Here is a 13,222-nt window from a genome sequence, read left to right on the forward strand (position 1 = left end):
TGCCCAGATCCACTCTTGCAATAAAGACGATTCATTCCTCGCGCAGCAGGATTAGAGGATCGATCGACAGCGCGCGTTGTGCAGGAATCCACGTAGCCAGCAGCCCCAGCAACAACATTGCCAGAACGACACCAGCCAGAACCAGCGGGTCGCGCGGAGTCGCCTGGTACACGATGAATGACAGAAGTTTGGTGGCCGCTATGCCCAGAAGCAGACCTACCATCGAACCCGCTGCCAGCAATCGGAAGACGCGGCCCAGCGCCGCACGCATCACTTCCCTCCGCGGAGCGCCGAGCGCAATACGAATTCCCAGTTCACGCAGCCGGTTGCTTACGGAGTACGCCGCGACGCCGAAAATCCCCGTCAGAGCCAGCATCGCGCCCAGTCCGCCCAGCACACCTAGCGCCATCGAGGCTGCACGCGCTGCAAATAGCGCGGTACCCAGTTCCTCTTCCCACGTATTGATTGTGAAAGGTAAGCCGGGGTCAAGCGCGTGCAGTGTACGTTCCAGCGAAGGCCCCACTTCCTGCGAACTGAGGTTTGAGCGGACCAGAAGCCACATCGCGTTCGATGGCGATTGCAAAATCGGGAGAAACATAGCTGGCTTCTGGTCTTCGCTCAACGTCCCATACTTCCCATCCTCAACCAAGCCCACCACCTGCACCCGCGCCCCGCCTCCAATCTTGAAAAAGTTGCCAATGGCTTTCTCTTCCGAACCGAAAAGCTTGCGCGCAAATTCCTGATTGACCACTGCTACGCGCGGTACGTCTTTCCTGTCGTTCCAAGTGAAAGCTCTTCCCCGTAGCAGCGAGGTTGCTGCGGCCTGGAAATACCCTGGCGAGACGTCGTATTCAATGGCTTTCGCCGCCGCGTTGGACATCTTGTAGTTCGTCGCGCTATCTAGAAAAACAACATTTTGGCTCCAGCCAAGATTCAGGGGAATCCGGTTTGCGTACGCCGCGACCGTAACCCCAGGAATCTTCTTGACCTCATCGAGGATGCGCATCTGCACCACCGGCAATTGGTCACCGCTATACCCAGCCATATTCAGATTGGCGTTCACCTGTATTACGTTCTGCGGCACAAAGCCAAAATTGCTTTTAAGCGACCGCACCATGCCCCGTACCGACACAAGCGACGAAGTCACAAGCACGGCACATACCGCAATCTGAGCCGCCAATAGCACATCGCGCAACGTAACGCGGCGACCCGCAGCCAGCTCGGCGGTGCCGGCTTTGATGCCCTGATAAGGGTCGGCCTTCAGCACCTGTCGTACTGGCACCATGCCGAAGAGAAGCCCGCTCGCAAGCGCCAGCAGCAGAGAAATGAGATAAGTACGCGTGTCCGGATGCACCGTTACGTTGATGGGCATATCCGGAATCGGCTGCCAAGCGCTAAGCCAACGCAGCAGCACTACGCTTCCCGCCACACCCATCGCTCCACCAACCAGTGACACCAACACCGCTTCCGTCAATAATTGGCGCAGAATGCGTCCACGAGTCGAACCTAGCGCCAGCCGCAGCGCGATCTCCCGGGAGCGATCTGCTGCACGCGCGGAAAACAGGCTGCCAAGGTTGGCGCAGGCCGCGAGTAGAATCAGCCCGGCAAGCAGCATCAGCCCGCCTACAAATGCATGAACCGGTCCCCCCAGCATGTCGCCCGCCAACCCCGGGCGCGCCAGTGCAAAGCTCATACCTTCGTCCTCCTTGGGATACGCCTTGGCTAACGATGTGGCGATGGAATTCAGATCCTCCGTCGCTTGCGCCTGAGTTACGCCGACCTTCAGACGTCCAATAACCCACCGCCCCTGACTCCCGCGCTTGTCCAGATTGCTCGACCCTTCAATCTGCTGCTGATTCACGAGAGGCGCCCAAAGCGCTGGCGCATAAAACAATTCCGTGCCGCGAAACCCCGGTGGCGCGACTCCCAGGATCGTATAGGCAAACTTGTTCAGTCGAACAGTACGCCCTACCACACCTGCATCACTCTGGAAATGGCTCTGCCAAAAGGCATAACTGAGCACGATGTAAGGAGCGCTATTCGGACCATTCTCATCTGTACTGTGGAAGAAACGACCCAGATAGGGATGAACGCCCAACACATCAAAGTAATTTCCGCTTGCCGTGTACAACCAGACCGGAGATGGGTTGCCATCCGTATCCAGACCAGCCGTTGATATTTCGTATGCGATGAGACCGTCGAAGCTCCGATTTCGGTCGCGCAAATCAATGTAATCGGGATAGGACATCCCGGGAGAGTGGCCCTTCCCAACCTGAACCTGGTAGAGGTTTTGCCCATCCGGAACGTCTAGCGGACGCAGCACTAGCCCATTCAGCAGGCTAAAGACTACGGCATTCGCGCCTATACACAGCGCCAACGTGAGTATCGCCGTTGCAGTGAATCCGGGTGATTTACACAACTGCCTTAGTGCAAATCGCACGTCCGCAACGATGCTCTCCACGGTTGGCCACTGCCACACTTCGCGGCTGCGCTCCTCTAGCAATGTTCGGTTTCCGAAGGCTCGACGGGCCTCCTGTTCGGCCTCCCCGTGGCTCATGCCTTCGCCCATCAACTGCTCCGCGCGTTCTTCCATATGCAGGCGGATCTCCTCGGAGAGATCCTCGTAGAGCTTGCCGCGACGGAAGATGTTTGGTATCCAGCTCATTGGAAATTCCTCTTAGTTGGCCCCGTCAGTTTGTTGTGGCCTTGCTCGCATCGAGGACTAGTGCAATGCCTTCGAACATGCGTTCGAAGCTGGAGATCTGCTGTTCCAGATGGCGAAGACCTGAAGCTGTAATCTGGTAGGTTCTCACCCGGCGATTGGTCGAGGAGATACCCCACTCAGCCTTTACCAGCTTTGCCTTGAGCAGCCTCTGCAGCGCCGGATAGAGCGAACCCTCTTCCACCTGAAGCAGGTTCCTGGATCGCTGCTGAATGTGCTGGACCAGCGCATATCCGTGGGCTGGCTGGCGGCGAAGCGACTCGAGAATCATCATTTCGAGTGCACCAGGAAATAGATCGCGAGAAGTCGTCTCTGTCATAGGCTTGTTCGCTAGAGGCATAGAGTAAACAAGTGAAGTATTTTTTGTCAACAAGAAATTCGATCGAACCACTTCGAGGGTGAAGTTTTGGGCCAACTGGTGCTAATAGGTCAATGCACTCATTCACAGGCTCAGACCACTCTTCGCGCGGCTCTGAAGCGAAGCTCTTCGGAATTGAGTTCTCCTATCTCCAAGTCTCAAAAGAAGTCTCTATAAAGCCCCGGTGTGATCAACTCGGCTCCCAACTCTTCGAAGCGGAACGCTTCGCTGATGAAGATTCTGTTGCTACTATTGTTGACTCGTCGCAACTGAAGCCCTTACCAACCTCCAAATCCCACCGAAACAAAAAGATCAATCCCCTACATTTTTAATCCCCCAAAACCCCAGCAAAATCACATGTCAACCCCCAAATCAACCTAACCCAAACAAAATCAGATACATCCAACTGGCACTTAAGTTATCCCCCAACCAATAAAATAGAAGTAGAGAGCAAAAAGCTCCGAAGCAACAAGTTCCTTGCCATTCCAAAGACGGGAGAAGTCCAGGCCCAAGCCCCATCAAAAGAGGACTTTACCCAAAAAGGGGGGGGAGGGGGTGCCACATCAAGCCACCCGGGTAGCCTTACGCCACAACCCTACCTGCCGCATCGCCTGCGCCAGCGTCCCCACCACCACATCAGGCTGCGCGGATCCAAACCGCCCCAGCATCTCCTCACCGTCCTCGAAGCTGTTCCAGAAGCCGACCGCAATCCGGTTCTCAGTCAACTGCCGCCGTATCCTCTGGCAGATGCTCCGCACCTCCGCAAACGCGAAAGGAGGCAAGGCCGAGATGAAGATCACCGTATTCCTCTCCGCCGCCAGCCCCTTGAGAATCTCATCCGACAAAGCATCCGCCGGCAGCAAAATCGTCTGGTAACTAGACCGCTCCAAAAGCTGCGTCAACATCACGGTCGTCAGCTTATCCGCCTGGTCGCCAGCCGACACGCAAACCACGGCAAACTCCTTCACCGGAAACTGCAACGTATCGGTTCGGGGAGACCGCGTTGGCCTCTCCTCCGACTGCGTACTCCGCTGCCGGTATCCCGTAAGCCGTGCAACCAGCTCCCCCATGCTCAGCAGGATAAAGTTCGAGGAAGCCTGATCCAGTGCCCCCTTGTGTCTGTCCTCCTCCGCGCGGCTCAAGGCCGGAATCAGCACCGAGTCGTACAAGCTGACCAACGGCTTCCCGTCCAAATACCGCTCCGCGATCGCGGAAGCCTCCGCCTGATCGGTCGCCAGCAGTCGCTCATAGAAGTGAGCGGCAGGAGACAACTGCGCATTCGTGCCCAGCAAACTATGGAGAAACGAGAGTTGCGGAACATGTCGGCCAATGACGACGACGCAAACCGTTAAAGGAGTGGAGAGCACCAGCCCCGGCCATCCCCACAACGTCGCCCAGAAAATCGCACTGGCCAGCAGCGCAAGCGAAGAGATTCCCGTCCGGGAGCTGATCAGCCAGGGCTCGACGAAATTCGCCGCAGTCGTCTCCAGCGCGATAAACAGTCCGACCACCAGCAGAGGCATCTGCCAGCTCTGCGAGACCGCAATCGAGATGATCAAAGGAAAGATCATTCCCACCGTGGTTCCCACATACGGAACGATGCGAAGCGCACCAGACAGCACGCCCCACAAGATCGCATTCGGAACCCCGATGCAATACAGCCCTGCTCCGAAGATCACGCCGTAAGACGCATTGACCTCGAACTGCAGGACGAGATACTTGCTGATCCGCGCCGTCGCATCATCCAGAGCGCGTGTCATCAGGTTGATGTGCCCCATGCCTGCAAGCATCAGCAGCCGGTGTCGCAGCTCCTCCCGCTTCATGATCATGTAGATCGCGAAGACCGCGACCACAACGACCTCTCCCACCGGACGCACGGCCTGGGCAATCATCTCGCCCGCCGCCGCCAGCCTGGCGTTCCGTCCCACCACCTCAACAGGCATAGCCTCACTTTGAGACGAAGAACTAGGGGCCAGCCCTCCACTCATCTCCTCAAGCGTCGCAATAGCCTTTTCAAAGGCAGCTTCCGTTGGAGAATGCAACGCAGCGATCCTCTTCTGCATGTTGCTCCGGTATCCAGGCAGCGTCTGAGCCACCTGAAGCACCTGCAGCGACAAGACATACAGAATCAGCAACACCACAACGCTGGTCAGGACGCTGACCAGGGCTACAGCAATCGCACGCGGGATTCGCCGCACCTCCAGCCAGCTCACCGCCGGAGAAAGTAGAAAACAAAGCGTGAGCGCAAACGCCAACGGGATCAGCAAAACCTTCCCAAGAAAGAGAAGGCCGATCATACCAACTACCAGGAACACAGATTTGTAATTTGAAAGCTCTGAAGTTCTTATACCGGACATAGCGCCTCGCGAAGTAAGTCGGGTGCTTGAGCTCTGGTTGAATAAATTATATTTCGCTAACTACACCAAAGCCCAAAGTGCGAGAGAAGACAAACGATACAAACTGGACTGTTCCTACACGATCTACGCGAGAAAGTGAATGTTTACGCGGTGACTGCTGCAGCGATGGCAAGCACAGCGTAGATCCCAATATTCAGCTTCGGCTCCCAATACTCAATAAAAACGGAGACGAAGAGGAACCAGCACACCGCAGCAACGAGGCTCAGTACAACCGTCGGTCCGTGACTCACGAGAGCGATCGACTGCCAGGCCACCAGAAGACCCAAGAAGCCAAACAGGATCTGGCTAAGTGCAAAGGCAGTATTCAGGCCGTAATAGAGAGTCGCCTCCGGTCCTGGAGTTCGTTTCTTCCTCAGATACTGTGCGAGAACGTCGATAACGAAGTGCATCGTTCCCGTAAAGACCAACCATCCGTAGGTGCCATAAATTAGGTACTTATGCATGCATACTTACCTCTCATAACTATTGTGACTCACTTCCAATCGTCGTGACAGATAGTATGCGCAGCAGCTAACTCAGTGGATCGCAGTCTCTCGGTCGACAGCATCCTTCACGCTCTGCCAGAAAGCTGTCCGCGCGGCGCTATGTCTCGCTCCGGTCGCCTCCGTCCAGGATCCCATCGTCACGACCACCAGCTGCCTCTTCGGGTCGATCAAGATCGATTGCCCAAAGATACCCAGCGCAGCGAAGCTACCATCTTCCTGAGGCCACCAGCCATAACCATAACCATGTCCTGGTATCGTCTCCACCTGCGTGCGCGTGGCCGCGGCAAACCAGCCAGGATCGACGGCATCGCGGCCACCTTCCAGCACCCAGACACCAAACCGGCCAAAGTCGCGCAGCGACGCCGACAGCCCAGAGCCACCGAACTCCTCACCCTTCGGTCCGGAGTCCGTGGAGACCCAGCTTGCATCCTGCTCCATTCCGTAGGAACTCCACATCGCCTGCGAGAGCTGCTGAGCGAGCGATTTGCCTGTAGCCCGACGCAGCAGGACACCCAACAAGTCGGTCTCTCCCGTCTTATAGACCCACTTGCTGCCAGGCGCGCTCTCCCGAGGTCGCCGACGCATATATTCGATCACCGGATTAGCGCCCGGAGGCCACGCAGAGGTATAGATTCGGACGTTATCGGCATCACTGGAGGTGTAGTTCTCATTCCATTGCACGCCGCTGGTCATGGTCATCAACTGCCGAACAGTCACTCCGTCATAAGCGCTGCCACGCATCTCCGGCAGATAGACCGTCACATCATCTTCAAGCGATCGAATGCTGCCAGCCCGCAGCGCTACGCCAACCAGCGTGTCCGTCGCCGCCTTAGTTACGGAAAATGAAGTCCAATGACCGTCAACACGCAATCCCAATCCGTACCACTCCGTCCGAATGCGGCCGTTCTGCAACACCAGCACTCCAGCCAGATGTTCGGAACTCATATAACTGGAGAGGTTTTCTGTCGGCATCAAAAGTGGCTTCGCCAACGGCAGAGGACGCACTTGACCGCCCCTCTGAACGACATGACTGGGAAACTGTCCGTCCATGTGGGCAAAACGCTCATCACGTTGCGCTTGCGTCCAAGTGAGATCTGCTGCCAACCGTTCTCCGACGCTTTGCTTCTCTACGATTCCGGAAGCACCCTTCCTCGCTGGCGTCTGCGCAAAAGTGCCCGATATCCCAGAGAGCAAGAAGACAACGGCCAGAACTCCCGACGACCGACAGGAGAGCCGAACCACTTCATGCTTCGACGAGAAAGAGAGATCCGCTTCAGGAAAAGATATATCGATACCTGCAGGTATAAAGGATGCTTCGAAGTTAGTAGCAGGCAGTTCCCTACGAACCGGATCTGAAAGCATCGCGATCCGTCATGCTCTGATGACAGACGAGACAAGATCCTCGAGCGGAACCAGAGATATTCGATACGAGCGCGTAAGCCAGACCTCGATTGCTCCAAGTGGTAACGTTGAAGCCCGCATCGCTGCGATAGTGGAATACCAGACGTCCAGAACGCACTTCATCCCCGCCAGCGACTACCGCAGATTGGCTTGGAGCGACCAAAAGACTGATACTCTCCTTTTCGGTCCCGTACGTTACGAGAGCAACTCGACCGCCCTTGTAGTTCACGAGCCTGGCCCCCATCAGCCGATAAGCAGGCTTCCCCTCCGGGTTCACTTGCGACGTTGGCAAGCGAAACGGGAAAGACACCTTATCGGCGAACCATGCGGTCACTGCCTCCGGTGAGTCCGATTGGATCTCGAGCGGAAGATTGCCATCCAGATAGCTGCGATGAACCTCCAATGCGGTCTTCACGTAACTGGCGGCACGCACCTGACGAACGACATCCGGAACAAAGATCAGGCATAAGACAGCCACAACAAGCGCTGGCGACAGAACTTTCCACCCTGCAGACAGCTGTCCCATTCCCCGCCATTGCTCTCCGAGAGTATGCATGAGACGTCCGAAAAATCCTACAGGAGCCGGATTCGAGGAAGGGTGCTGCACAAGAATCGCCGAGACTCGCGCCCGAAGCGCTACCGGCGCCGAATAGAGTGGGCGAGACTCGCGGATGAGGCGTGACAGCGCTTGCTCTTCCTGCAGATGCGCCCTGCAATCGGGACAGCTTTGCAGGTGGTCATCGAACTCTTCCAGCTTATTGCCCCCAAGTTCATTTCCCAGATAGCGTAGGATATCGACGCTGTGCTCATTACAGGGGTTCATTTCTTCGTCTCATTTCTTCTTCGTGGTTTGCAGTGATTTGGTCTCTGGTAAAAGCAGCTGCCGGCCTTCCTTGTATTTTCACCAGACTCAAAATCACATTCTCCTATCAACAACTCTTCTAAATCCGATAATGCTCGGCATTCGTATCAGAGCTGTTGGACTTTACCACTCGCCGCCTCAGACTCCATGTATCACGAGACACTAAATGGTAAAGAATATTCCTTGCAAGGCTCAAAATCGGAACCGGTCGTTATCGATTCCTCAAATGGTTCCTTTATCTCTGCTGTGCGGGTTTGCCAATAGAAGATAGAAGAGTTCGCAACTTAGCGCGGGCCCTTGCCAATCGCGACATCACCGTCCCCGGAGGGCAGTCTAAAAGAGTCGCGATCTCTTGGTAGGATAACTCTTCGTATTCGCGCAATAGAATGATCTCGCGAAACTCCAAGGGAAGCTGTTGGATTGCTTCACGCACCCACTCACTCTCCGTCTTGCTTACATAGATAGCGAGAGGATCTTTCGATCGATCAATGGCGATGTCAGCGGTGCTTTCATCCACATCGAGCTCGATGAGTTTGGGCGTGGTACGCCGTTGGCGCAGTTGGTTGAGCCAGATATTTCGCAAGATGGTAAAGAGCCAGCTCTTTACATTACTGTCTGCGCGGAGGCTTCCCATCGCGCCGATTGCACGAACGTAGGTCTCCTGCACCAGATCTTCCGCCTCCGTGGGGTTGCGGGCCAGCGCCATCGCATATCCATATAATCCGTCGATATAACCCGACAAGCTCGTGTCCTGCATTCTTCTGCACCATCCACTTCCTCATTCCCATGCAACGCATGCCAGGAAAGTTTGTAATTTCCGAGGGCTTATCTCGGAATCGTTACCAGCCGTCTTGACGCAGACGCGGGCGCACTTCTTGTTCAATCTCGACCCTATAAAGGGCGCACTTCTAAAAGGGACTTCGCGGCACCTAACACTATGAAAATAAATACTTCACGGGACTCGCAGGAAAAGAGCAGGAATGCAGTTGATACAAAGGATGACTAGTTCCTTCGAACTAGACCCATGCGCTAACGCTTGAACGATTCGACCCACTCGTTCAGCTCAAGCGGTTCCTCTTATCTATGTTTGCGAAGATCGCCTACGAAATCGCTCACCATATCTGTCTTTATCTCATCTATAGATAGCGCTATCAAATCACCTCGATCTTTCAGACGAGGTGATTTGCCTGTGCGTTCCCATCAGGAGTGATACCAGACTCCGATTATCTGCGGAGCGGTACCTTGGTGCGCTCGATGTTCTGTTCCTCCGGAGTTATTAAATTCCGCTACCCATCTCCCTCAAAATTTGATGGGGCTTGAGTAGATGTTGATCCCTTACAGTAGGGGAAACACGCGATTCCCACCTATATTCCCGAAACCTCAAAAAAAAGATACGACTCAACATCAATCGGACCAGCCACCCGGTCCGGAGGGCGATTGATATTGAACGCAATGTTCAGGAGTTCGAAGTTCTCGAGATGACGGTCGCCATCGAAGACTCTAACTTATTGAAATATAAATCAGAAGACAAGGATGTGAACCCCGATGCGCACCTCGCCGAGATCCACATTCTTTCGCTAGTTAACCAGACGCCGACAGCTCACTGGAGTGCCCGCCTCTGTCTTACAGAATTTAAGGCGAGCAGAGCACCAGTCAACTTGGAATTGACGTCCCTCAATCATGATCGGTACTCGTACGAGCCCTGATATTGTCTAGTTATCGTTCGACCGGAACAAATTTAAGACAGACCGGTGTATCGAATACAACCGTCTTACCGGTGGGTGAGAGCTTGCCAGTCCCTCCATCGATCTTGTAGACAACTACGCTGTTGGTTGCTTCGTTCGCGGCAAGGAGGAAGTTGCCGGTAGGGTCGAGAGCAAAGCTACGCGGTTGTAGTCCGCCAGTGGCAGATTGTTGAACTTCAGTAAGAGTCCCTTGAATCGGATCGATAGCGAAGACGCCAATCGTATCGGGACCACGAGGACCATCTTCGTGAGTGCGGCGATTGGATTCATAGAGAAACTTGCCATTCGGGCTTATCTCGATCTCAGCGCTATGAACGTCACCATCGAAGCCAGCTGGAACAGCAGGACGAGCCGTCTGAATGTTCGAGAGTTTACCTGCGGGATTCCAGGAGAAGACGTCCACTGCGCCGCTCATCTCACTCAGTTGGTATCCGAATTTACCAGCGGGATCGAAGGTAAAGTGACGGGGACCGCTGCCGGGGGCGACGGTTGCAAAGTTGGGCTCGGGCGGCGAGAGAAGTCCGGTCTTCTCATCAAAGTCATAGACAAAGAGCTTGTCCTGTCCCAGATCCGATACGACGACGTGGCGATTATCGGGCGAGGCGATAACGGAGTGAGGATGGGCGAAGGCCTGGACCGGCAAGGCGACGCTGTGGCCGATGTGTTGCATGAAGGAGGTCTGCTCTCCAAGGGAGCCATCCGCCTTAACACGCAAGACCGAGACACTGCCGCTTCCAAAGTGCGCCATGAAGACGAAGTGACCGGTCTTATCCATGGCAATAAAGCAGGTACTCGTCCCGCCTGAAGGAAGCGTGTTCAGCAGGCTCAACTTGCCGGTCTTGGCGTCGATGGCAAAGGAGCTAACGTAAGAGGCGTGATCGAGTGGAGGGCCAACGGAGGTGGGATCTTCGACGACAGCGTAAAGGAAGCGATGATTGGGAGAGATCGTGATGAAGGAGGGGTTCAGAATCTCGACAGCGAGTTGTGGCTCACCGAGTTCGCCTGTCGCGGCGTTAAAACGGCTGACGTATATCCCTTTACTATGGCTCTCGCCGGCGCCTACGGGAAGACTGTTGTGTACCGATTTGAAGCCAGTATAAGTCCCGGAGTAAACGAAGAACTCCTTGCCCTCAGCCGAAGCGGAGCGGCCGATTAGCAGCATGAAGCAGGCAGTCAAGCTGAGGCAAAGTACAGATCGAATGGATTTCATCGTTAAAATCTCCTTCTATAAACATCGAAAACAATTACGTGCAAAAGATCGGAGCGGTCCAGGTCGAACTGAGCGGACGATTCTGTCAGCGGTCCGTGGCGTGCACATAGTTCGTATTCTCTGGGAAACGCGCGAAGTAGAGAAAGGTTACAGGCTTATCTCCAGGATTGATGTTGGAATGGACCATGGTGCCATCGGGGCGAGGCATGTAGGCCATGCCGGGGTGCTGCACGCGCAGTTGAGTGCCGAGCATGATGAGGCTGTCACCTTCGATCGCCGCCCAGACCTCTTCCTGCGCGGGCTTATGGGGATGAGGCTCGCCAAGAGTGCCGGGATTGATGGTCACGGTGATGACACTCTGAATGGCGGCCAACCCATCGGCGGGAGAGAAGAGCTCCTTGACGACGTGCGCCCAATGACCTGAGGCTCCACCGACGATGTAAGGATCTCCTCCTGCGGGAGTTCGTTGGCGCGCTGTGCTCTGGTCGCGAATGATCATCTTGGAGCTGGGGTGGAAGCCGTCGGCGATGGGCTCGTTGATGACGTACAAGGTGAGGGGATGGTCTGCACCTGACTTCATGACGAATTCCACGCCGGCTGGGACGAAGACAGCGATGTTAGGATGCAGCTTCGTGGTTTCACCAGCGGACGCGATCTCGCCTTCGCCACTGAGGATGTAGAAGATCTCTTGCTGCTTTGCGAGCGGAGATGGCGTGGTCGATGCTCCCGCGGCGAGACGTCCCAGAGAAAGGCTGTTGGCGTAGTTGAGGACGGCGCCTTTCTGAGGAGGAGCGAAGTTGTCTCCTTTGGTGAGGATGTCGCGAAGCACCAGCGAGCCATGTTCGGAGCGAGGCATGGAGCCTTGCCAGTCGCTGAGGAACATATCGATGAGATGGGTCTGCGGATCGTTCGCTTTGGCGTAACGGACCAGGCCGGGAGAAGGGTACGAGTCGATGCCATTGATGGCATTCTTCGTTCCACTGGAGAGCGGCGCATTCTGCGCGACTGTGAAGGCGGACGAGAGCAGGATAAGTGCCGATGTTGTGAGAGGAGCAAGCTTAGCGCGGCGCATGATTGCGGTCTTTCTCCTGCTTTACTGCCGAGGCTGATGCGGCTTGTAGAAGGCGAAGTAAAAGAATTTGACCTGAGAGTCCTGGCTGTAATTGATGTTGCTGTGCGGAGTCTTGCTATCGGGTATGTGATAGAAGGCCATGCCCGGAGTTTGGCGTCGGAGCTGGTTGCCGACGAAGGCGAGGCTGGTTCCGTCCAGGGCGGTCCAAACCTCTTCGATCTCGGGATGGTCGGAGAGATGGGGTTGTCCGATGGTGAGAGGATCCAGCGTTACCGTGAGGACGCTCTCCAACGTGGCTAAGCCGTCCTCAGTCGCGAAGAGTGGTTTGACGATATGCGACCAATGGCTATCGGTTGTGCTGATGGCAATCTTGTTCTCGTCTCGAACCAGCATCGAGGTATTGGGGCGGAAGCCGGGAGGTGTCGGCTCTTTGACGATATAAAAACCGAGCGGTTTGTCGCCAGTGTTCTTGAGGGTGAACTCCAGGTTGGCAGGGACCAGGATGGCGATGTTGCGGAAGAGCTGCTCGGTCTGACTTCCGGCGGTTGCAGTTCCCTGTCCGGATTCGACGAAGAGGATCTCTTGTTGGCCGGTGAGGCGGGTCGCGGTCGTGGAAGCGTGAGGTGGCAGAACATCGTGGGTGAAGGCGTCGATGGTGCGGAGGACGGCGCCTGCTTTAGGGGGATTCAGGGCGTCTCCGCGAGTGAGCACGTCGCGCTCCTCGAGAGCTCCCTGGACCTTGTGCGATGCTGTCTTGCGCCAGTCGCCGAAGTAAAGATCGACGCGATCGCCTGCGGTTTGGGCGAGGGCACAAGGTGATATCACGGCACATAGCCCGACGGACGCGAGCAGCTTTCTCAATGTCAAACCGATCTCCCTCTTGCCGCGAGTTGACCCATGATGGGCAACTTTAGCGTTACGAATGCTTTCAGTTGAGCAGCTTCTATAGA

The 13,222-nt window shown here is 55.6% G+C and carries 10 protein-coding genes; all 10 read right to left on the reverse strand.

Going from position 1 to position 13,222, the window contains the following annotated elements; all coding sequences use genetic code 11:
- Positions 1-31 precede the first annotated feature (31 nt).
- Positions 32-2,665, reverse strand: a complete 2,634-nt coding sequence (locus HB393_RS08370) for an ABC transporter permease (protein WP_213804705.1) — start codon at positions 2,663-2,665, stop codon at positions 32-34.
- Positions 2,666-2,690: 25 nt separating this feature from the next.
- A complete protein-coding gene (locus HB393_RS08375; RefSeq protein WP_213804706.1) occupies positions 2,691-3,041 on the reverse strand; it encodes a PadR family transcriptional regulator in 351 nt (116 codons plus the stop codon).
- Between the two features lie 602 nt (positions 3,042-3,643).
- A complete protein-coding gene (locus HB393_RS08380) occupies positions 3,644-5,437 on the reverse strand; it encodes an AI-2E family transporter (RefSeq protein ID WP_213804707.1) in 1,794 nt (597 codons plus the stop codon).
- 143 nt (positions 5,438-5,580) lie between these two features.
- Entirely contained in the window at positions 5,581-5,940 is a 360-nt protein-coding gene (locus tag HB393_RS08385) for a hypothetical protein (protein WP_213804708.1), read from the reverse strand.
- Positions 5,941-6,012: 72 nt separating this feature from the next.
- Complete coding sequence (locus HB393_RS08390; protein WP_213804709.1) at positions 6,013-7,086, reverse strand: serine hydrolase; 1,074 nt, start codon at positions 7,084-7,086, stop codon at positions 6,013-6,015.
- A gap of 235 nt (positions 7,087-7,321) precedes the next feature.
- The gene (locus HB393_RS08395; RefSeq protein ID WP_213804710.1) at positions 7,322-8,206 is read right to left on the reverse strand and encodes a zf-HC2 domain-containing protein; all 885 of its coding nucleotides are present in this window, start codon (positions 8,204-8,206) and stop codon (positions 7,322-7,324) included.
- A 274-nt stretch (positions 8,207-8,480) separates the two neighbouring features.
- The gene (locus HB393_RS08400; protein ID WP_213804711.1) at positions 8,481-9,002 is read right to left on the reverse strand and encodes a sigma-70 family RNA polymerase sigma factor; all 522 of its coding nucleotides are present in this window, start codon (positions 9,000-9,002) and stop codon (positions 8,481-8,483) included.
- Between the two features lie 959 nt (positions 9,003-9,961).
- Positions 9,962-11,200 (reverse strand): lactonase family protein, encoded by a 1,239-nt coding sequence (locus HB393_RS08405; RefSeq protein ID WP_213804712.1) that lies wholly within the window; start codon positions 11,198-11,200, stop codon positions 9,962-9,964.
- A gap of 85 nt (positions 11,201-11,285) precedes the next feature.
- On the reverse strand, positions 11,286-12,272 hold the full coding sequence (locus HB393_RS08410; RefSeq protein WP_213804713.1) for a cupin domain-containing protein: 987 nt from the start codon (positions 12,270-12,272) through the stop codon (positions 11,286-11,288).
- A gap of 21 nt (positions 12,273-12,293) precedes the next feature.
- On the reverse strand, positions 12,294-13,097 hold the full coding sequence (locus HB393_RS08415; RefSeq protein ID WP_213804714.1) for a cupin domain-containing protein: 804 nt from the start codon (positions 13,095-13,097) through the stop codon (positions 12,294-12,296).
- Positions 13,098-13,222: the final 125 nt, after the last annotated feature.

The organism is Granulicella sp. dw_53, assembly GCF_018449545.1.
In the GTDB taxonomy this organism is placed as follows: Bacteria; Acidobacteriota; Terriglobia; order Terriglobales; family Acidobacteriaceae; genus Edaphobacter.

Bases quoted from the DNA above. Each gene is read 5' to 3' on its own strand.
- HB393_RS08405 (WP_213804712.1), bottom strand. From the start codon at position 11,200: ATGAAATCCATTCGATCTGTACTTTGCCTCAGCTTGACTGCCTGCTTC.
- HB393_RS08400 (WP_213804711.1), bottom strand. From the start codon at position 9,002: ATGCAGGACACGAGCTTGTCGGGTTATATCGACGGATTATATGGATAT.
- HB393_RS08380 (WP_213804707.1), bottom strand. From the start codon at position 5,437: ATGTCCGGTATAAGAACTTCAGAGCTTTCAAATTACAAATCTGTGTTC.
- HB393_RS08385 (WP_213804708.1), bottom strand. From the start codon at position 5,940: ATGCATAAGTACCTAATTTATGGCACCTACGGATGGTTGGTCTTTACG.
- HB393_RS08375 (WP_213804706.1), bottom strand. From the start codon at position 3,041: ATGACAGAGACGACTTCTCGCGATCTATTTCCTGGTGCACTCGAAATG.
- HB393_RS08395 (WP_213804710.1), bottom strand. From the start codon at position 8,206: ATGAACCCCTGTAATGAGCACAGCGTCGATATCCTACGCTATCTGGGA.
- HB393_RS08410 (WP_213804713.1), bottom strand. From the start codon at position 12,272: ATGCGCCGCGCTAAGCTTGCTCCTCTCACAACATCGGCACTTATCCTG.
- HB393_RS08370 (WP_213804705.1), bottom strand. From the start codon at position 2,665: ATGAGCTGGATACCAAACATCTTCCGTCGCGGCAAGCTCTACGAGGAT.